This is a genomic window from Dictyobacter formicarum (assembly GCF_016587435.1).
In genome coordinates this window covers 596,592-619,741 of sequence record NZ_BNJJ01000001.1, presented here as the reverse complement: position 1 = coordinate 619,741, position 23,150 = coordinate 596,592, and the positions used below count along the sequence as shown (strand labels likewise).

The 23,150-nt window shown below is 51.1% G+C and carries 2 protein-coding genes and 2 pseudogenes; all 4 read right to left on the bottom strand.

All coding sequences use genetic code 11. From position 1 onward, the window contains the following. Positions 1-1,271: pseudogene (locus JMI88_RS41120) on the bottom strand (non-ribosomal peptide synthetase); the annotation flags it as partial. Positions 1,272-1,328: 57 nt separating this feature from the next. Next, positions 1,329-5,852 (bottom strand): annotated as a pseudogene (locus JMI88_RS02360) (amino acid adenylation domain-containing protein); the annotation flags it as partial. A gap of 71 nt (positions 5,853-5,923) precedes the next feature. Next, positions 5,924-20,779, bottom strand: coding sequence for a non-ribosomal peptide synthetase/type I polyketide synthase (locus JMI88_RS02355; RefSeq protein ID WP_201360132.1), 14,856 nt, complete (start codon positions 20,777-20,779; stop codon positions 5,924-5,926). Next, a complete protein-coding gene (locus JMI88_RS02350; protein ID WP_201360131.1) occupies positions 20,766-23,135 on the bottom strand; it encodes a type I polyketide synthase in 2,370 nt (789 codons plus the stop codon). The genes JMI88_RS02355 and JMI88_RS02350 overlap by 14 nt, the downstream gene beginning before the upstream one ends. Positions 23,136-23,150: the final 15 nt, after the last annotated feature.

Sequence of the window (23,150 nt, the reverse complement as noted above, 5' to 3'; positions counted from 1 at the left end):
ACAGGACTGCACACCGGGAATTTGACGGATGAGTTGTTCAATCTCGCCTGGCTCGATGCGATAGCCACGCAGTTTGACCTGTTCATCGAGCCGTCCCAGGTATTCCAGGGAGCCGTCAGCACGGTAGCGGACCCGGTCCCCACTGCGGTAGAGCCGTTGCCCCGGCAGGGTACTGAAGGGATGAGGCACAAAGCGTTCCGCGGTCAGGTCAGCACGCTGATGATAGCCGCGTGCCAGACCGATGCCCCCGATGTAGAGCTCGCCGGTGACGCCGATGGGCACAGGTTGCAGGTGGGCATCGAGGACATAGAGCTGAGTCTGTGCGATGGGACGCCCGATGGAGAGAGGCTCATCGGGTAGGCAGGCAGCGATACTGGCGCACACTGTGGTCTCGGTGGGTCCATAGGCATTGAAGAAGTGATGAGTGGTGGCCCACACGGACATGAGGTCGGGATCACAGGCTTCGCCGGCGACGATGAGGGTTTGCAGATCGGGCAGGGTGTTCTCCTCATGGGGCAGGACGGCCAGCGCGGAAGGAGGCAGGGTGAGATGGGTGATGGCCTGCTCGTGCAAGAGGCGGAGCAGATCGGGTCCCGGCAGGAGCTGCTGTTGGGAGGCCAGATAGAGGGTTGCCCCGAGAGGAGCGCCATCATGATCTCGGAGACGGAGGCGTCGAAGCTCAAGGAGGCGAACTGCAGTTCGCGACTGTGAGCGGAGAGGGCAAAGGTGTGTGCCTGAGCGGATGCCAGGTTGCCGATGCCCTGGTGCGTGACGGCGACGCCTTTGGGGGTGCCGGTAGAGCCGGAGGTATAGATCATATAGGCCAGATTGGCGGGGAGGACCGGGCTGTATGGAGCGGTCGGAGGCAGTGCTGAGAGGGAGGACCCGAGCCGATCGAGGTCCAGGCGGGTCAGCATGAGAGAGGGGGAAGGAGGCAGAGGAAGGGAGAGGGTTGAGCGGGAAAGGACGAGGGAGCAGGCAGCATCCTGGAGCAGGAAGGAGAGTCGAGCAGCAGGGAGATCGGGATCGAGGGGGAGATAGGCGCCACCGGCTTTAAGAATGGCGAGCAAAGCGAGGATAGACTCCAGGGAGCGAGGCAGATACACGCCCACGAGCACCTCGGGACCAACGCCATGTGATTGCAGCAGGTGTGCCAGCTGGTTGGCTCGCTGATCCAGAGCCGCATAGCTCAATTGATGTCCAGTGTCATTGACCATGGCTATGGCTTCGGGCGTCTGTTGCACCTGTTTCTCAAAGAGCTGATGGGCGCAGAGGGGATCATTTAGATCCTCTGTGGAGGAGTTCCACTCGACAAACAATTGATGCTGCTCATCCTCTGTGAGCATTGAGATTGCTTCTATGTGTTGTTCGGGTGTTGCTACAAGGCACTGCAAGAGATGCAGCCAGTGATCAAGAAGACGAATTATTGTCGAGCGATCAAACAGATCTTCAAGGTACTCTACAACGCATGAGAGCTCCTCTTCCTGCTCAATTACAGCCACGCTCAAGTCAAACTTGGCTGCTCCACGTTCATTTTCTTGTACTTCGAGATGTAAGCCGGGTAGATCCCCCAAGGGCATGGGTACATTTTGCAGGCTAAAGAGCACACGGAAGAGAGGAGAACGACTCATATCGCGTTCGGGTTGTAAGAGTTCTACCAGCTTCTCAAAGGGGACATCCTGATGGGCATAGGCACCTAATGTCACGGAACGAACCCGCTTGAGGAGCTCCCGGAAGGAGGGGTTGCCCGAGAGATCGGTGCGCAAGACCAGAGTATTGACGAAGAATCCGATAAGATGCTCGATCTCGGCGCGATGGCGATTGGCGATCGGCGTACCCACGGCGATATCTGTTTCCTGCGTGTAGCGGGCAAGCAATAACTGGAAGCTCGCCAGTAAGGTCATAAAGAGGGTCACCCCTTCTTTCTGACTCAGCTTTCGAAGTTCCGCGCTTAGTGAAGGGGGTAACGCAAGAGTGTAACTGGCGCCGCGAAAGGTGGGTAACAGTGGTCGGAGTCGATCGGTGGGAAACTCACTGGGAACCAGTCCATCCAGTTGCTCTCTCCAATAACCTGTTTCCTCTTCCAGTATCTGACCTTGCAACCAGGAGCGTTGCCAGGAGGCGAAGTCGGCGTACTGCAGCGTGATGGCTGGTAATGGATGATTGTTGCTGATCGTTACTCCCTCAATGGTCGTGGCATAGAAGGTATTGAGCTCGCGGACAAAGATGCCATTGGACCAGGCATCCGAGGCGATATGGTGCAGGGTCAAGACCAGGTGATGCTCCGTCTTGTTAAGCCGAAGCAACGTGGCACGGACTGGCAAATCATGGGCGAGATCGAAAAGATGCTGGCCTTCATGTTCAGCAAGCTGGCGGGCGAGGTAAGTTGCCTCCTGTGCGGGGAGTCTGCTGAGATCAACATGCACAAACGTAAAGCTCGTTGCGGGTTGGATGACCTGGACGGGTTGTGTCTGGTGCATCTCAAAGGTAGTGCGCAGGACTTCATGGCGGCTGATGATGGTCTGTAAGCTCTGTTCCAAGGCACGACGATGTAACGCTCCCACTAATTTCAGAGAGATAGATTTATTATAGGCGGTGTTGGTGGGGTCCAGTTGATCAAGGAACCAGAGGCGTTGCTGGGCAAAGGAGAGCGGAAGGGGCTGATCGCGAGAAACGATCTGTAGCGGCGGAATGTGTGCATGACGTTCACCCTGTTGTGCCACTTCGACATGTCGAGCGGCACCTGCAATTGTAGGCTCTGCAAAGAAATCTACAATGGAGAGGTCTACCCCAAAGGTTAGACGTACGCGGGAGACCACCTGAGTCGCCAGTAAGGAATGTCCTCCCAGATTAAAAAAGCTCGCTTGGACGTCCGGGATCGGAACCTTGAGGACGTCCTGCCAGATCGCCTGCATGAGCTCTTCCAGAGGATTTCTGGGGGGATGTACTGATGCTGTGGATTGTGTATGTATGTGTGCGTGTGTCGGGAGTGGTAACTGCTGGCGGTCAATCTTGCCGTTCGACGTCAAGGGAAGGGTGGGCATCCAGATCAGCGCCGGAGGGAGCATATAAGTTGGTAGATGGGCACGTAAATACTGCATGAGCTCTTCTTCGGAGGGTTCTGGTCTTTCGCGCGCCACCAGATAGCCTGCCAGATACGGCTGACCTGGCTCCTCCTCTCGCAGGAGAACGACACTCTCGCGGATCTGAGGATGCGCACCGAGCACAGCTTCGATCTCGGCCAGTTCAATGCGGTAGCCCCGCAGTTTGACCTGGGTATCGCGGCGTCCCACAAAGACCAGTTGCCCATCAGCACGCATGCGCACCAGGTCGCCGGTGCGATAAACCCGTTCGCCCGGTCGTTGCGTCAGGCTCACGAAGCGCTCCTGATTTTGTGCCTGATCTGCCAGGTAGCCAGCAGTGACGCCAGCGCCTCCTATATAAAGCTCGCCCACAACGCCTTGAGGAACTGGTTGCCCCCAGCGATCCAGGACCAGGCACCAGCTATTGGCCAGGGGACGACCGATGGGAACCTCTTCACTTTCTTCGGATAAGTTTATCTCGCCCATGAGCACCCCAATGGTGGTCTCGGTGGGTCCATAGTGGTTGTAGACGCGACAGGTGCCTGCGAGGGCAGCCAGCCGGGAGCGAAGCTGACTGGAGACGCGTTCGCCACCCAGCAGCAAGCGCTGGCGGGGGAGCAACTGGCGCTGCCCGTCCTCGGGCAGAGCGGCGAGCAGGCTGGAGAGGTGGGTGGGCACGATCTTGAGGACATCAATGCGCTGTTCGTGCATGGCCTGCACGAAGGCGGTGGCCTGGGTGATCGTCTCATAGTCAAAAACATGCAGGCAACCACCACTACCTAGCGCGCCGAAGATAGCACTATTGCCCAGGTCAGCAGCCAGGGTAGAGACGGTAGCAAAGTGCCATCCTGCCTGTGCCTGCATGCGGGTCAACAGTCCTTGTGTATAGTTGAGCAGGTTGGCGTGGCGGATCATGACGCCTTTAGGACGCCCGGTAGAGCCGGAGGTATAGATCATATAGGCCAGATCCTCTGCATTGCCAGGCCAGGGCAGATTATCCTGAGGGTAGCTGTGGACCAGTGGTTGGATCTCCTCGAAGGAGAGCAGTGAACCTGACCAGGTGGTTGGAAGGGGCAGATGGGCAGCCACCTCACGTACAGAGAGCAGCAGGGACATAGAACTCTGCTGCAAAACTGTGGCGAGCCGCTCAGCAGGCTGTTCTGGTTCCAGAGGTAGATAGGCGCCGCCGGCTTTGAGGATGGCCAGCAGTGCGACAATCATCAGCCCACCTCGGGGCATGCAGAGTCCGACAAAGGAGCCAGGATGCACGCCCTGTTCGCGCAAGAAGTGTGCGAGCTGATTGGCCTGGGCGTTGAGTTGTTGATAGCTCCACTGCTCCTGCTCACTCTGGAGCGCTGGTGCCTCAGGGGTCTGGACAACCTGGCGCTCAAAGAGCGCATGCCAGGGCTCAGCCGGGATCGGGAGCCTCTCCCCTTGCAGCTGCTGGCCCAGCCACTGTGCTTCTGCTTCGCCGATCATGGGCAACTGGCTCAGCGATGCAGTGGGTGTTGCCAGGACCGCTGCAAGTAAGCGTTGGAGTCCGGCGGCCCAGCGTTGGATCGTGCCGACTTCCAGGCAACTCTGATTATAGTGCAACTCAAGCTGAACCTGTGGGCCGACCTCCAGAAGCGATAATTGGATTAGGAAGGGTTCTTGCCAGCCACTCCGCCGGAACAACTGAAAGCGTACACTACCCGCTGCCGGAAAGGTTTCTGGCCACTGCTCCGCTGTAAAGCTCACGGGAAATGGTGGCATTTCTTCTGCATTAGCGACAAAATAATACTGCCGTTTTCTGGCATCTTCTAACGTCTGGTGGACATGAATGAGTGCGCGTATAAACGGCTGGTCATTTTCCACGTTCATACGCATAGGCACATACCGGGTATACAGGCCAAGTGCATCAGCGAGCTCATCGTAGAAGCGTCCATCAAAAGCCACTCCTATAAAGAAGGACGAAGCTGCTGTAAAACGTGCGATCAGCAGTTGCCAGCAGGTTAGAGCTAGTGCTGTAGGGGTAACATGATAATGTTGTGTAAGTGATGCTATCTGAGTAGAGATCTCTTTCTCCAGATGGAGTGTGTAGATAGCTGGATTGAAATGGTTTGTGGCACGAGTTGTCTCGGATGGTATCTGTATCGTGTTGGTTTCCCTGGCTTCGGTTGTTAACGTGCGCCAGAAAGCCCTGTGTGGTTCCGCATCTTCTTCCTGGAGGAGATCATCCTGCCATGTTGCAACATCAGCGTATTGCAATGGTTCATCGGTCGCTTCTTGTTGTTGTACTAAGGCTCCATAGATTTGAGCAAGCTGGTCCAGAAAAGTGCGGAGTGTGGCAGTATCGGCGGAGAAGGCACTCAATCGTAGCAGCAGCAGATACTGTTCATGTGAGATACGCATTAATAAACATGATACGACTGGCCCCTGTTCAAGATCAAAAGGGAGCGATTGATACTGCTCCCATAATACATCGATCAGGGATTGTTGTGCTGCCTCCCCTCTATTGATGAGATCAATAACGGGACAGTGCAAAGGCATCCAATCTGTTTCAACCTGTATAGGAATATCCACACCTTGCATCTGACCAGCTACCGTACGCAAGATCTCATGCTGCTGCATCATCATCTGGAGAGCACGGTACAAGATATCAATGCGTAGTGTACCTTCAACGCGTACAGCACATTGAACAGAAAATGCTGAATGCTCCCCTGGTATTGACCAGAGACGAGCTTGCTGTAGAGAAAGAGGGGAGCTTTTTGCTGTGAATGTTTGCATCTTACGATCTATTCCTTCTAAATTCACCAGAGAACCATCATGAATTCGATCTTACGCGATAATCGCTCTCACTACACGGATGGTTGGTCTGAGCGGGATTTCCTTCTAAATTTGTTTAATTTTTTTCGTTGCTCTTCTTGCTGTGCTGCCTCTTTGAGCAATCGTTGTTTCTGCTCAGACTCCGAATAGATTGCCAGTGTGTCCAGAAGGGCGTCGCAATGCTCAGGAAGGCCTGCCAGCAATATGAGGAACTGTTCAACCAGCTGCTGCATGACTTTGGCATCACAGACATCAGCACTGTAGTGTAATACACCTCTTATCCCTTGAGGATCTTCATACAGGAAGATAACGATATCAAAATTTACGGTATCGACTTCCATCTCTACTGGACTGATAGTTAAGTCAGGTAAGGTCATAGGTACTAACGGCGTGTTTTGCAGCACGAAAAGTACCCGTATTAACGGGGCATGATTAAGCTTTCGATCTATTTGCACTGCTTCAACTAGCTTTTCAAATGGGAGATCCTGATGGGCATACGCTTTCAAAACATCGTCGCGAACACGTTGGAGCAATTCGCGAAAAGTTGGCTGATTGCTCAGATCGGTGCGAAGCACAAGAAGATTGACAAAGAAGCCAATCAGTTGTTCGGTCTCGCCCAATGTGCGATTGGCGATATCAGTACCAATCACAATATCTGTCTGTCCGGTCGAACGATAAAGCAATGTTTGAAATGCGGCCAGCAGTGTCATAAACAGCGTGACTTCTTCTTGCTGACTCAAAATCATCAGCTTAGTAGAGAGGTCAGGTGAGAGCGCAAACGGAATATGTTCACCTTGAAAGTTATGCCGGCCTGTAGCTGGCAGTTCACCCGGTAACTGTAGTGTTGCGGCACCACGTAATCGTTCACGCCAGTATATTTCTAGTTTGTGTAATACTTCACCCTGGAGCCAGGAGCGTTGCCAGAGGGCAAAATCAGCATATTGTATCGGCAATGGCGCTAATGGTGATACGCGCTTCTCCTTAAAAGCGGTATAGAGCGCCACGAGTTCACGGCTTAACACTCCTGCGGACCAGGCATCGAAAATGATGTGATGGAGTGTAATGGCTAAAATAGCTTCTTCCACATCGACTTTTAGTACCATCATGCGCAGAAGTGGACCATGCTCCAGATTAAAGATGGCTTGCCATTGCTCTTTAAGGAGTGGCAGAATCTTATTATGCCTCACCTCTAGAGGTAGGGATTGCAGATCAACAACGGGCATACTTAACGTAAGGGTTGGAGTAATGACCTGCAATATGTTGTTTTCACGATTTAAGAAGGTTGTGCGTAATATTGCATGACGTTGCACAATCTCCTGGAGGCTCAATTGTAGCGCTGCAATATCAAGTGTTCCCTGCAAACGAATGCGTAATGGAATATTATAGGATGGATTGCCAGGGGCCAGCTGGTCAAGGAACCAGAGACGCTGTTGCGCAAAGGAAAGTGGGAGTGCTTCATCGCCGGTGATATGGTGGATCACTGGAAGCTCTACCAGAAGCCGGTCTGTGTCGCGTAAGATTGTATCTATTTGTTCTGCTTGCTGTGCTATCGTTGGTTTTTCGAATATGACCTGGAGTGGTAACCGAATGCCGAATGTCGTCGCGATCCGTGAGAGAAGTTGAGTAGCAAGCAATGAATGTCCACCCAGGCCAAAGAAACTATCATGAATACTGACTCTTTCCAGATGTAATAACTGTTGCCATAGCTCGGCCAAGTGTGTTTCTGTCCTGCTTTGCGCCATATCTTGTGGCGGGACGGAATCAACAGGTCGCTTTTTCCACCTTCTGATGATCTGGAGCACCCGTTCAGCAGAAGAGAGTTCGTGGGCAATACGTAATATATCCTGCGGTACTATTTGCATCGGACCAGGTATCGTAATGGCATCTGTCGCTTGCTTTGCTTGCGCGACATCCTCATTCCGCGGTATATTGTCATTTTCTATTGCTGGCACAGCTGTTTCTTCGAGAAGAGGGTAACTCAGATTGACCAGCGAGGCTGAAGAGAAATCGTAGGTTATCACTCCATTTGCGTCAGCTTGTTTGCTTTCTGTTTGTACCTGCTCAAGAAAGTCAAGCGCTGGCTTATTTTTTTCGCTCGGCTGAAAAGGAATAAGGACACGTTGCAGCCCCATCTTTTGCGCCCGCATTCCCAGGTATGCTAGCATACGATGCTCAACACCTCGGCCCATACTGCGGCAACTCATCAAGAAGGTGTCAACAACGAGCGCCTCATCATGCAAGGCAAAGAGCATAACACCGACCTTGCCATAGTCGCCAAAGCGATCACTTACTTCGACCACCAGCCCTTCCTGACCGGGCTTCGATAGATAGTGGGTGATTTCATTGGCAGAGTATCGACGCATTGTCGTATTGAATTGATTTGTACGCTGGGTTAATTGCGCAACACGGGCCAGATGAGACTCGCCAATGGGATTGATATGTATCTCCAACTCAAGTCCGGCTAGAAATTCCTTGAAGGTCGGTGCCTCTTGTTGCAAGCGCAAGCGAGCACTATTCTGCTGATACATTTCTGTGCGCTTACGATCCTCCTGTGTGAGGCGTAAATGGTCAAAAAGCCAGATATGCTTTAAGTATTCTGACCATTGAGTTGTCTCAGGAGGCAGTAGTAATGTGAATACCTGGGGGCAATATTGTTGTACCTCGGCACATTCTAGCGGGTTATCATCAATGAAAATAAAGCTATCCATGCCAAGTTGTAGTTCCCGGGCCAACTCCAGTAAATTTTGAGATTTTGCCTGCCAGTTGATATGATTGGCGACGAGATGTTTGAGCTGTAAAGGCATCTCGGGGCGTTTCGCGAATACATCAAGTACATCCGACATATTATTTTTGCTACATAAACAGATCAGCATGCCCGCTTCTTGCTGAGCAACGAGAAAGCGTTGCAAGTCGAGATAAGGCGCACTTAATTCAACACCCATCGCTCCATCCTCACCACAGACTCCTTTCCATAGTGTGTTGTCACAATCCACCGCTATTACTTTGTATGGGCGACGATAAAGTGCCGCGATCTTGCGGATAATGAACGTACCCAGGGCAGTGAAAAATTCGGGCGTATAGGGAATATGTCCGGCTTCGTCACTAACTGGATCATACGATACGTCCACAGGATACATTTCAGCTATTTCGGTCGATGTGATTACGTGCACTCCATCACTGGAGCTTAATTCTGAGGAGAGGATCTGCTCCATATTGTTGAAGAGCTCCTGGTATACCTCGTTATTCAGAATTGCCGGGGAAGGAGGGCAGATACAAAGCAAATGTGGCACGGTATTTTGCTGTGCTGCGTTCATTAACACCCGCGCGAGATCTTGCACATTGCGCTCGACCTTTGCGGGGCTCTCTGGCCGATACTCAATAGCCACACGTCCATCAGATGTATCATCTATTATGCGTAGCCAGTCTTCAAAGCGTACAAGGAGAATGTTAACACCGTCATGATTGCGCTGTATGAGGCTGTCTGCATCTAACAACTGCTGAAAGAGCTGTTGATAAGGGGCAAAGTGAACCTCTGTTGGCCAGTTCAGTTCATGGGACCACCAGGCCAGCGGCTCTTCCAGTGTCTCAGCTGTAAAAGTCGCAGTCACCGTGATTTGTCGCGGAGGATGGGATTCTACATCATATGTACGGTTCTGTGCCAGTTTGTTCAAGAGCAATTGCTGTTCTTGTTCACTCATTACTGGTAAACTTGCCAACCGTTCATGCGGGGTGTCAATGATTCCTTTGAGCAGCGTATGCCAATGGTCTACCAGACTGGTTATCGTTGCCCTATCAAACAGGTCGGTATTATACTCAATGACTCCCTCCAAGCCATGTCGTCCATGATTCAGGAAGAGGTTAAGATCAAACTTTGCAGTTTCGGTCTCTATCTCTAGCTCTGCGGGGGCAAGCCAGGTACTCTCTTTTGCCATGTTCGGATCGTCCTGAAGTGTGAACATGACCTGGAAAAGTGGCGAATGGCTGAGACTCCGTTCTGGCTGTACTATTTCCACTAATTTCTCAAATGGAAGATCCTGGTGCGTATATGCTCCCAGCGCGACTTTACGTACACGCTGCAAGAGCTCAAGAAATGTTGGATTGTCAGAGAGGTCAGTGCGCAATGCCAGGGTATTTGCGAAGAAACCGATGAGACCTTCAAGTTCTACTGTGTTGCGACCAGCGACAGGCGTGCCAATCACAATATCTTCCTGGCCGCTATAGCGGAAGAGGAGGGTGAGAAAAGCTGTCAGCACTATCATAAACAGCGTGCACCCTTGCTCTTGACTGAGATTTTCCAGGGCCTGCGTTATCGCATCGGATATAAAGATGGCTTGATGTCCACCCCGATATGTCTGTATGGCTGGGCGAGGACGATCCGTTGGTAGTTCCAGATGTGTAGGGGCACCGGCAAGATGCTGTAACCAGTAGGCAGACTGGGCATCCAGGATCTCACCCTGCAACCACTGACGCTGCCAGAGCGCAAAATCAGCATATTGTACTGGTAATTCAGGCAAGCGCAGGTTCTCCCCCGTTCGAAAATCATCATAGAGTGTTGATAGCTCATGTACCACAACTCCTCGTGACCAGCCATCGGAGATGCTATTATGAAATGTGAGGAGTAGAACGTGAGACTGTATTTCCGTGTGGAACACACAGGCGCGGAAGAGCGGCCCGCGTGCCAGGTGAAATGCCTGGTGTGCCTCCATCTCTACCTGGCGTCGTAGTTCGGTTTTCCTCACGTTTTCAGAGAGTCCACTGAGATCGATAATCGGGAATGGCACATGCAGCGCAGGGGCAATAATCTGATAAGGTTCTTCTTCCAGCATTATAAAGGTAGTGCGGAGTATTTCGTGCCTGCGTACTATCTCATGCACACTCTTTTCTAAGGCCTCTATGTGTAGAGGTCCTTTTATCTTAAATGGGGCAATGATAGTATAGAAGGTGTTTCCTGGCTGGAGTTGATCCAGGAACCACATGCGTTGTTGTGCGAAGGAGAGTGGCGCCTTCCCCCTATGTTCAGTAGGTTCCAGTGGTGGTAATTTCACTCCCTGTTCTGTACGTAATGCCTCCTCGACTACAGCACAAAATTCACCCGTGGTTTCAGTTTCGAATAAGGTGTAGATGGGTACTTCTACGCCCAGCGCCTGACGAATACGCGCAATGACCTGAGCTCCCAGCAGAGAATGTCCGCCGATTTCAAAGAAATTATCTTGCGTGCTTATCCGCTCTAACTGCAAGATATCTGCCAGTATGTTGATGACAAGTTCCTCTACCATCGTGCGTGGAGCTCCATAGTTTTCATCTTCCGTGACGGTTTCTACCGGTTGTAGCGCGGCAAGTGCCCGACGATCAATTTTTCCGTTTGCGCTCAATGGTAAGGCTTCCAGGATGAGAAAAATGCCTGGCAACATGTACTCCGGGAGGAACTGCCTCAGGTGCTGGCGTAGCTCTACGATGTCGGGAACTCCATCTCGACCGACGACACAGGCAACCAGGCGTTTATCCTCCCACTGTTCTGCCTGTACGACAACTGCGCATTCCCGTACGCCAGGGTGTTGACCCAGCACTGTCTCGATTTCACCCAGTTCAATACGATAACCGCGTACTTTAACCTGCTGGTCGATACGACTCAGGAAATCAATCGTGCCATCTGGCAAGTACCGTGCGCGATCACCAGTCTTGTAGAGGCGCATTCCAGGTTCAGCACTGAAGGGATGAGGGATGAATGTGCTAGCTGTCAGGCCCGGCTGTTTGAGATAGCCTCTCGCCAGCCCTCTACTTCCTATATATAGTTGCCCGACAACTCCAACTGGTACGAGATTGAGATGAGTATCAAGAATATATACCTGCGTATGACTGATAGGACGTCCAATGGGTGGCTGCTCTGTCATCTGTTCTGTGCAAGTCGCGATCGTGGCACAGACAGTGCTTTCAGTTGGCCCATAGGCGTTGAAAAAGTTTCTGCCCGTTATCCAACGTTGCATAACATTGGCAGGGCATGGCTCGCCAGCAACTATAATTGTTTGCAGGTCCGGTACGGCTTGAGGCTCGATCACGGTCAATGCAGATGGTGGTAAGGTAATCAGTGAAATGTGCTGTTCCGTCAAGAGCTCTACAAGTGGTTGTCCTGGGAGCAGTGACTCTGATCGGGCCAGGCAGAGACGGGCTCCCATACAAAGCGCCATAAACATCTCTGAAATGGCGGCATCAAAGCTTGTGGATGCAAATTGCAGGATATGGTCGCTGGCCTGTACACCAAAAGTATGCGTCTGTGCTTCGACAAGATTTACTATCCCTGCGTGAGAGACGAGCACTCCTTTGGGTTGCCCCGTCGAGCCAGATGTGTAAATGATATAGGCAAGAGTATTGATATCGTTCGTTTGCTTCAGGTTTTCTTCGTGCTGATTGGCTATCTGAGACCAATCGCGCTCAAGTATAATTTCCTGGCCTGTGCTATGGGCTGGAAGAGCATGCCTGCTCTGTTCCTGTACGATTAATCGCGAGATTTGAGCATCTTCCAATATAAATACCAGACGATCTTCTGGATAATCAGGATCGAGCGGTACATACGTCCCGCCTGCTTTCAGTACACCGAGCATGCCTATAATCATTTCCAGGGAGCGTTCCATACATACACCAACCAGCACCTCTGGTCCAACTTCTTGTGTCTGGAGATAACGCGCAAGTTGATTTGCTTTGCGATTGAGTTCCCGATAGCTCAATTGCGTATGTTCCAGGCTGATGGCAATGGCATCTGGTGTTTGTGCGACCTGCTGCTCAAACAGTTCATGCACAAAGATCGGTGAATGATCATCTGGGAATTTTATATGTGGGCTATTCCACTCGGTCTGTATCAACCGGGATTCAGCCGACGTTAAGAGCGGAAGTTGTGAAAGGCGTGCCTGGGGATTGGAAACGATAGCTTCTAACAATGTCTGCCAGTGACGAAGGAGCCGTTCGATGGTTGCGGGTGCAAATAATGCCGTATGATATTCTATCGTCGCTTCAATGCTATCAGGTAGCTCTATCATATCCAGCGTAAGATCCTGATCTGCCGTTTCCACGTTCATTGGGAGGACATTGAGTGTAAGATCAGCCACCGAGATAGGTGCCATTGGAGCATTCGGCAAACGTAGCAGCACCTGTATTAAAGGAGCACGACTGGTATCGCGTTGGGGATTGAGCGTCTCTACTAATATGTCAAATGGAACACCCTGGTGCGCATACGCTTGCAGGCATACCTCGCGTATCCGTCCGAGTAGTTCCTGGAACGTTGGATCACCAGAGAGATCTGTGCGTAGTACCAATATATCGACAAAAGGACCAATGATAGGTTCGATATCGTTGTTATTACGGTTCGCTACTGGTGTACCAACCAGGATATCTTCCTGCCCGCTATACCGGGAGAGCAAGAGCTGGAAGGCGCCCAGCAATGTCATAAAGAACGTTACCCCCTCTCGCTGACTCAGCAGTTTGAGATCCCGCAATAACGTTCCTGGCAATAGAAGACGTTGTCGTGCACCTCGATATGCCGGAGTCGTTGGACGAGGATAGTCTGTTGGCAGTTCTAATACTGGCAGATCACCTCCCAGTTTATCGCGCCAGTAGTGAAGATGTTGCTCTAGCGCAGCGTCTTGCGCGAGCTGCCAGGTCGCAAAATCAACATATTGCGTGGTCAACGCCGGTAATGGAGATGACTGACCATGCATGAAAGCTGTATAGAGTGCTGAGAATTCATTGAGAAACACGCCCATTGACCAGCCATCCGAGATAGCGTGGTGCATATTCAGCAGCAGCACATGTTCTTCCTGTTGATGTTGTGAATAATCTGGACGATGAAGGCGGATGATGGTGGTACGGAGGAGCGGTGCCTGCGACAGATCAAAAGGACGTCTGGCTTCCTTAGCAATATAGTCTGTCAGCTTGCTTTCTTGTTTATGTGCTGGTAACCCATGAAGATCAATCAACGGAAGGGGCACGCGCAGCGATGGCATGATGCGTTGCACCGGTTCACCATCGATCTCGACAAAGTATGTTCGTAATGCGGCCTGACGACGAATAATTTCTTGCAAACACTGGTCCATCTGGACCAGATTCAGCGGCCCTTGAATTCGAATTGCCAGCGAGATATTCAGGATAGGATTTCCTGGCTCCAGCCGATCCAGGAACCATAGTCGCCGCTGCATAAACGAGAGCGGTGCATCTACGACTGGTGGCTCTGGCTCCAGCTCCTGAATAGCGACCTGCATCTGCGGTTGGCGCAGACTTTCTATGCACCGGGCTATACCAGCGATGGTTCCGGCTGTAAAGAAGTCCTGTAAGGTAAGATCAACGTGTAATAAGGTATGCAACTGAGAAAGGACCTGAACGGCTAACAGGGAATCTCCTCCCAGATCAAAGAAACCATCATCAATGCCGATACCATTGATGCCAAAAAACTGCTGCCAGATGGACACCATGCTCTGTTCAAGTTCGTTACGAGGAGCCTTATACACTGCTGGTAGTTGTGGACGATCATGTTGAGCTGTGGTGGTGGTTGTATCTGGTGGTGTCTCTGCAATGGTAGCATTTTGTTGCGCTTGCTCAACAGCTTCCTGTGTCTCCTGCTGTAAGCTATTTCCTTCATTTTCACTCTGATTGGGGATAGCATGGTGAGTGACAGTCTGTGTCGAATTCTCGATGCAGTAGCGTTTTCGTTCAAATGGATAGGTTGGCAGAGGAATACGCCGATGCTGGTCTCCCGACAGATTTTCCCATGCTATGGATACTCTGCTCAGCCATAAACGCCCCACAGATGCTAAGATAAACGCCTGATCGGAATTTTTTGCCCCTTTTGCGTGTGGAAGCGAGGCAGCGATCAGTGCTCCTTGTGTGTCTCCTCCCATTCTGGATTGTTGTGCCTTAACGAACGTCCCCAGTGTACGACCTGGACCGACTTCCAGGAAAACCCGGTCTTTTTCCTGGAAGAGTGTGCTTACCCCATCGGCAAAACGGACCATTTCACGCAGATGCTGGCCCCAGTAACCTGGATCGGTCGCCTGATCCTGGCTGATCCAGGTACCACTTACATTGGAGATATAGGGAAGTTGAGGTGCATGCAGTGAAAACTGAGCAACCTCTTCCACAAAGCTCTTGATGATAGGCTCAACCATCGAAGAATGAAATGCATGTGAGGTATGTAAATGTGAATAAAATGCTCCTTGTTCGCTGATCGTCTGGATAAACTCTTCAATGTCTTCCTGGGTGCCTGATACAACACATTGCTCCGGTGTATTGATCGCGGCTAGGGATAGGCGTTCATTCAGGAAAGGACGAATTTCTGTGGGTGGTAAAGACACTGCAAGCATTGTCCCCGGTGGCAACTGCTGCATCAAACGCCCACGTAGAGCAACGAGCCTTAAAGCATCTTCCAGAGAAAAGACCCCTGCCAGACAGGCTGCAACGTATTCGCCAATACTATGACCGATCATTGCGGCGGGTGTAACGCCCCAGTGTAACCAGAGTTGGGCCAGCGCATACTCTACTACAAAAAGCGCAGGTTGCGTCAGTTGGGTCTGATTCAAGCGCAGACGCGCTGACTCGGCCTCTGCCTCATCTGGGTAGAGGACGGATCTCAGGTCCAGACCCAGGGAAGGCTCCAGGAGTTCAGCACATCTATTTATCTCAGCCCGAAATACCGCTTCCGTGTGATAGAGCTCTCTGGCCATATTGCTATATTGTGCACCCTGACCTGGGAACATAAAAACTACAGAGCGAGAGCTTGCCTCACCGGCAGCAGTGAGCAGCTGTGTAGGATCGGAAGATTCGAGCATCTGAATAGCATCGGACAGACTACGGCAAACGAGCGCACTGCGATGATTGAACGGTTTGCGTCCAATCTGAAGGGTGTAAGCTACATCGGCCAGCTCCAGTTCGGGATGCTGTTGTAGATATTGCACCAGATTGATGCGCGCCTGTTGGAGCGCTGTTTCGGTTCTGGCTGAAAGTACAAGCAAGTGCGACTGAGAAGCCGGTGCGGCTGCAGGTACTGATATCGGTGGCTCCTCAAGAATGATATGTGCGTTGGTGCCACCAATACCAAAGGAACTTATGCCTGCCCGGCGTGGGCTGCCATCGGTCTCCCAGGGAGAAAGGGTTCTATTAATATAGAAAGCACTCTGCTCCAGATTAAGGGCAGGGTTGGGGGTGACCACATGGAGGCTGGGGGGAAGCATATGCTGATTCAACATTTTGACAGTCTTGATTAGACCGGCGACACCTGCCGCTGCATCCAGGTGCCCGATATTGCTTTTGACGGATCCCAGCGCGCATTGCCCGGCTGTGATGTGCGAACCATACGCCTGTTGGAGTGCGGCGACCTCAATAGGATCTCCTATAGGCGTACCTGTGCCATGAGCCTCGATATAGCGTATGGTTTGTGGATCAATGCCAGATGAGGAGAACGCTTCTGTAATGACCGCTGCCTGACCCTGTACGCCTGGCGCTGTGTAACCCACTTTCTGCGCTCCATCATTATTGATTGCAGAGCCACGAATGACGGCCTGGATGGTATCCCCATCAGCCAGCGCATCGGCCAGGCGTTTTACAACAACGATGCCGACACCCTCACCTCCAACAATCCCCTTCGCATCCTTATCGAACACCCGGCAATGCCCATCAGGAGACATGATGCCCCCTTCTCGATAGAAGTAGCCTATCTTTTGAGGGAAACGCACTGAGACTCCGCCCGCAAGAGCCATGTCACATTTTCCGGTGCGCAAGCTTTCGCAGGCCATATGCACAGCCACTAATGATGTTGAGCAGGCTGTCAGTACCGTGACGGCAGGACCACGCAAATTTAACTTATAGGCAACACGTGATGTTAAAAAATCTGTACTGTTACCCAACATCATCTGGTACTGATCTACAGTACCATCAAGAGCGGCATTGCTAAGCAAATTACGCGCGAAATAAGTGCTGTTCGTTGCGCCACCAAAGACGGCGATGCGGCCATCATAGCCGTCAGCATTATATCCAGCATCCTCAAGTGCCTGCCAGGCACACTCCAGGAAGATGCGTTGCTGTGGATCAATGATCTCAGCTTCACGTGGAGTATAGCCAAAGAATGAGGCGTCAAACCATTCAGCATCCTCTAGCAGTGCACCGGCAGGAACATAGTGTTTATCGCCCAGCAACGCAGGATCTACGCCTGCCGATAGCAATTCTTCTTGCGTAAAGAAGGTGACTGATTCTTTGCCTTCCTGTATATTGCGCCAGAACTCGTCGATATCTCTGGCTCCGGGGAAGCGCCCTGCCATACCGATAATTGCGATATCAGATGAGGAAGGAACCGGAGCCCCTGGCTCCTTCCTCATCTGGTGCTGATCGGCGGGGGACACCTCTACGTGTGCCTCCTCGGGTTGCAGGTACTCGATCAATGCTCTGATGGTGGGATATTCAAATAGATCGACCATTTTGATATCGATCTGCAATCTCTCGCAAAGTTTCGTATGTACCTGGGCCATAATCAGGGAATGTCCACCTAATTCGAAGAAGTTGTCGTCTAAGCCTATCTCCTCCATCTGAAGTTCCTCTTGCCAGATCTCGGTAATAATATGCTCAATTCTGGTACGAGGAGCGATATATGCAGCATCCAATGCCGGGCGTACTGCTTCCGGGTCGGGAAGTGCCTTTCGATCTACTTTTCCATGAGGATTGAGCGGCAACGCAGATAGCTGCACGAAGGCAGAGGGAATGAAGTAATCAGGGAGGCGCTCTTTCAAAAATGTATAGGCTTCACTTGCTGAAAGTGTTATATGCTCTTTTGTTACGATGTAGGCTATAATACGTTTATCAGTAGGTGTATCTTCACGCACTACTACTACGCATTCACGCACCGCGGGGTGGAGGGCCAGCACCGTTTCAATCTCGCCGAGTTCAATACGGAAACCACGTACTTTTACCTGATGATCTACTCTTCCCAAAAACTCAAGCGTCCCATCAGATTGATACCGTGCTACATCGCCTGTTCTATAGAGGCGTGCGCCCGGAGTATCGCTGAAGGGATGGGGAAGGAAAGCGGCTGCTGTTATTTCTGGGCGATAGAGATAGCCACGTGCCAGACCGGCACCACCAATATAAACTTCGCCAGGTACTCCCACCGGAACTGGTTGCAACGCAGCGTTTAGAAGGTAGATCTGTGTATTATTGATAGGGTGTCCAATGGGTGGGTGGGACATATCAGGAGAACACGGCATTATTGTGGCGCACACCGTTGCTTCTGTTGGCCCATAGGCATTTATGAAGCGTCTGCCAACTGACCAGAGCGATATCAGTTCGACTGTACATGCCTCTCCTGCTGAGACAATCGTTTGCAGATGTGGCAATTCGGCATATGGCAAGGCGGACAGCGCGGTGGGGGGCAGTGTAACAGATGTAATTGCCAGAGACTCCATTGTTTGCAGCAGACTGGCACCCGGCAGCAACGTTTCTTTGCTGCCTAAATAAAGTGTTGCATTTGCTAATAGTGTTGCAAATACCTCAAAGACCCAGGCGTCAAAACCGAACGATGAAAATTGGAGCACATGACTGTTGGCTTTTAAGTCTAAGAACTGAATCTGTGCCTGTGCCAGGTTGTTCAGTCCCCAGTGCTCTACCATAACACCCTTTGGCACACCCGTTGAGCCAGACGTATAGATAATATATGCCAGATTATGCGGGCTGACCTGGACGGAAGTATTGGCCAATGGGGTAGCAATGATGCTCTGCCAGCCTGTATCCAGGCAGATCACCTGGATATCCGAGATCAGCAGTTGCTTCGCCAGATGCTCTTGCGTCAACAATAATGATAATTCTGCATCTTCAAGCAGAAATTTCAGGCGTTCATTTGGATAGGCTGGATCAAGAGGAACATATGCTGCGCCGGCTTTGAGTACTCCCAGGACTGCGATGAGCATATCCAGTGAACGCTCTACACAGATCCCCACGCGCTGCTCCGGACCTATTCCCTGTTGTGTGAGAAAATTTGCCAGTTGATTCGAGCGATGATGTAGTTCTCTGTATGTGATATGCATGTCCTCAAACACAACTGCAATGCTCTCAGATCTTGTTGATGCTACTTGCTCAAAGATCTTATGAATGGGAAGCACTTCATATTCACTGGCGGTCTTGTTCCATTCCACGAGAATTTGCTCTTGCTCAGCTTGAGAGAGCATTGCTATCTCTGTGAGATGGTATTGTGGCGTTGCCGCGATATGTTCGAGAATTGTAAACCAGTGTTTTAGTAAGCGGTCGATGCTTGTTTTATCAAAGAGATCTGTGCTGTACTCGACATTGCCTTCGACTTTCCCATCCCCTTCTATGATCTCAAAGGTTAAATCAACCCGTGCTCTGCCATTCCCAAGAAAGGCTGGAGACGTCGTCAATCCAGCCAGCTTTGCATTCATCCAGGAGGCTTGATGCATCGAGAATACCACCTGAAAGAGAGGAGAATGGCTAAGATCGCGCTGGGGGAGAAGGGCTGTTACAAGACGATCAAATGGTACATCCTGTTGAGCGAGGGCAGCAAGCACTGCTTTGGAGACCCGCTCTATAAATACTAGAAATGTTGGATTGCCTGAGAGATCAGCACGGAGGACCAGCGTGTTCACAAAGAACCCGATAAGGTTCTCTATTTGTGCCTCCCCACGATTAATCATCGGTGTGCCAATTAACATATCATCTTGCTCTGTATAGCACCAGAGTAGCACCTGAAAAGCCGCTAATAAAATTGTATAAAGCGTTGCGTCTACTTGTTGACCCAGTGTTCGCAACGCATCGACGAGGGGGTCAGGCAAGATAAAAGGAACATGTGCTCCTTGATACGTTTGCACGGCCGGACGGAGACGGTCGGTCGGAAGTTCCAGTATCTGAGGCGCACCGGCGAGCAGATTCTCCCAATATGCGAGCTTTTCTTTGAGTACATCACCCTGTAACCATTGCTGTTGCCAGACGGTATAATCAGCATATTGTAATGGCAAGGGTGCTAGAGAGGGAGCATCACCACGGCAAAAGGCGGAATAGAAGGTAGATAGTTCGCGGAAAAATATGCCCATGGACCAGCCATCGGCAACCAGGTGATGGACCACAACGAGAAAAAGGGCCTCGTCTTTTGCCAGTTGATAAAGTCTGGAGCGCACCAACGGTCCATGCGCAACGTCAAAGGGGTGTCTTACTTCATCTTCAGCCAGTTGTTTTACCTGTGGTAACCGTTGGGAAGCAGCGATGCTATGGAGATCAATAGCAATGAGCTTAAAAGGCTGCCAGGGATGTACATATTGTATTGCCGTACCATTCCGCACTGGAAAAGAAGTACGTAATATCTCATGTCGTTGTGTAATGGCTCCGAGGGCCTGTTCCATAGCTTCCAGGTTGAGCTGGCCCTGGATATATATGGCGCATGATTCGTTGTACAGTGAGTTTTCAGGATTGAGTCGCTCAATAAACCAGAGGCGTTGTTGGGCAAAGGAGAGAGGAATCTGTTCCTGTGAGGTGCGAGCCATCAGCGGCGGGGGGAGTAACGTTGATGGTGGCTCCTCTTTGGCCGTAGTGAAGTGATTGGTCGCATTGCCGTCTTTCTGGTAAGCCAAAGAGGATGTTTTTTCGCGTTGTATGAGTCTCTCTTGCATACGTTCTAACGCGACCACAGCTCGCTTCAAAGGCGATAGTTGCTCATGATCTGAGATAAATGTATTGAGATGGTCCAGAACCGCATGCTCTGAAAGACCAAGCAGTGTTTGATAGGTAATGGAAGGATCTTCAATTTGCGCCCGAAGCTCGTAATGATCGAGCTTCGCCTGCATACGCTCCAGAGCCAACACTGATCTTTTCAGGAGGGAAAGTTGCTCTAGGGGATGATCAAGGCCGCTCATTCAATATCTCCTCTATCATAGTTAACTTATTGGTGAGCAAGGTTTCCACCTCTGGCTCAGAGAGTTCATGTATAATCTTTGCTATATGTGGCGTAGGATGCGTATCAGGCTCCTGTTTCCGGTGTTTTTGACGCAACAGCTCATGGCTAAGATAATGAGCCAGGCTTCCTACTGATGGATGGTTAAAGATCGCGGTGGCAGGCAATCGCAACTCAAGACTTTGCTGTAATCGATTAATGAGTTGCGTGGCTGTCAAAGAATCTATTCCCAACGAAACGAAGGACTGTGATTCCTGTACTACGGCAGGGTCAATTTCTAATATGTTGCTCAACTCTTCCTTTATATAAGCGAATAAAAGTTGGGGCCATTGTGCCGAGGAAGCTGTCTCTAGCCCTGGTAAATGGGGGCGTTTCGGCTCTGCTTGCGAAAAGACCTGCTCACGCCTTTTCATGTGCCTGGTTTCAGGTGGCGTGCTGATATCTTCATTGTTTAGCCAATCTAGCCAGAGACGTTGTCTTTGCCAGGGATATGTTGGCAGGCTGACGCACTGACTATCTTGTGGTGAGAGCACAGACCAATCAATGGTATAGCCAAGTATATAGAGCCGGCCCAGTGCGAGTAACGCTGTATGCTCTCCTGGCTTCTGCTTCGACTGTATACTCTGCGCGGAATACATCTGGCTTTGGTCCTCTACCGCGCGAGCATAATTGCTTGCCTGCACTTGCTGTATAAGCGTATCTGCGGCCGAAGTTGTTTCAGCCTGGAACAAAAACTTCCCGGGTAACTCATGTGTAAAATTGGGCGATTGATGCGCAAGCACTTCATCAAGGATCTGAGCCGCTTCATGGGTGGTAGAAGCTATCAACACCAGGCGATATTTATGGTGATTGCGGCGAACGCTGGCGGTGTAACAAATATTCTGCCAGGAACTTCTTGTTGTCGTAAGCATCTCTTTGAATGAGATGCCCAGCGACAGCAGTGCTGGCTGACTGGCTGCTGAGAGGGGTAAGATCCGTAATTGCGGCTTCTCATGAGCAACTTCTGTTTGCACATGAGCCACATTGTAACCTTCCAACACTGCATGCGCATTCGTTCCAGTCAAAGCCTGTGCTGAAACTCCTGCCAGTAGTTGGCTTTTTCTCCTCGCTGGCCAGGATGTCAGTTCTCTCTGAGGAGCAAGTTGAAGCTCGGCCAGCGGAATGTCGGGATTGACAGTCTGAAGATTGAGCGTTGGAGGAAGTTCCTGGTGGTACAGGGAGAGTGCAACTTTGATGAGACCAGCAATACCGGATGCGGCCCCGAGATGCCCTATATTCGTCTTTACAGATCCTAAAAAACACTGCTGTTTGCGTTCGGGATGCAGACCAACCACATTACCAATTGCTTTTGCTTCTACCGCATCTCCTTTGAGAAAGCCTGTGCCGTGCAGTTCTATATAATCTACTTCGGCAGGATTTACCCCGGCCTTGCTATATGCCTGTCTTAGCAGGTTTTCCTGCGCCTCCTGGCTGGTAGCCATAATCCATTCGTTATGTCCATTATGGTTAACGGCAACACTGCGAATCAAGGCATAAACTCGATCAGTCGGTTGCACTAATGAGAGCGGTTTCAGAATTACCATGCCAGCGCCTTCTCCCAGCACGAAACCATCTGCACTTGCATCCAGCGTACGGCATCGTCCTGTACTAGATAGTAAGCCTGTTTTACTGGCGATAATCCAGCTATCAGGAGAAAGGTGCAAATTCACGCCACCTGCCAGGGCCAGGGTAGCCTCACCCGTCCATATGCTCTGGCAGGCTTGATGGAGCGCTGTCAGAGAAGAGGCACACGCTGTATCCAGTGAGATACTTGGCCCTTTAAAATCAAAGAAATAGGAGAGACGGTTGGAGGCAAAAGCAAAAGGCGTTCCTGTTGCCGTATACCCATCAAGGCGGGACCAGTTACGCGCCTGCAAGCGCAGGTAATCATTCCAGTCAATACCTACAGCAACACTGGTTTGTGTTCCTGCTACTGTGCCAAGTGGGATTCCGGCATCTTCCAGTGCTTCCCAGGTTACCTCAAGCAGCAAACGATGCTGAGGATCCATGTAGCGCGCCTCACGTGGGGGGATATGGAACATACGCCAATCAAATTGATCAATATCCTCTAGCAAACCTCCCCATTTGCAGGCTATCTTTCCTGGTTGGAGCGGGTCTGGATCGTAGAGCGCTTCTGCATTCCAGCGGTATGCAGGAACCTCACTGATAGCTTCTTCTCCTTGCTGTAACATTTGCCAGAACGCTTGAGGATTTTTGGCTCCGGGAAAGCGGCAACCAATGCCAATGATCGCAATAGGTTCCTGTTGAGTCGTTTGCATGCCTGTTTTCTCCAC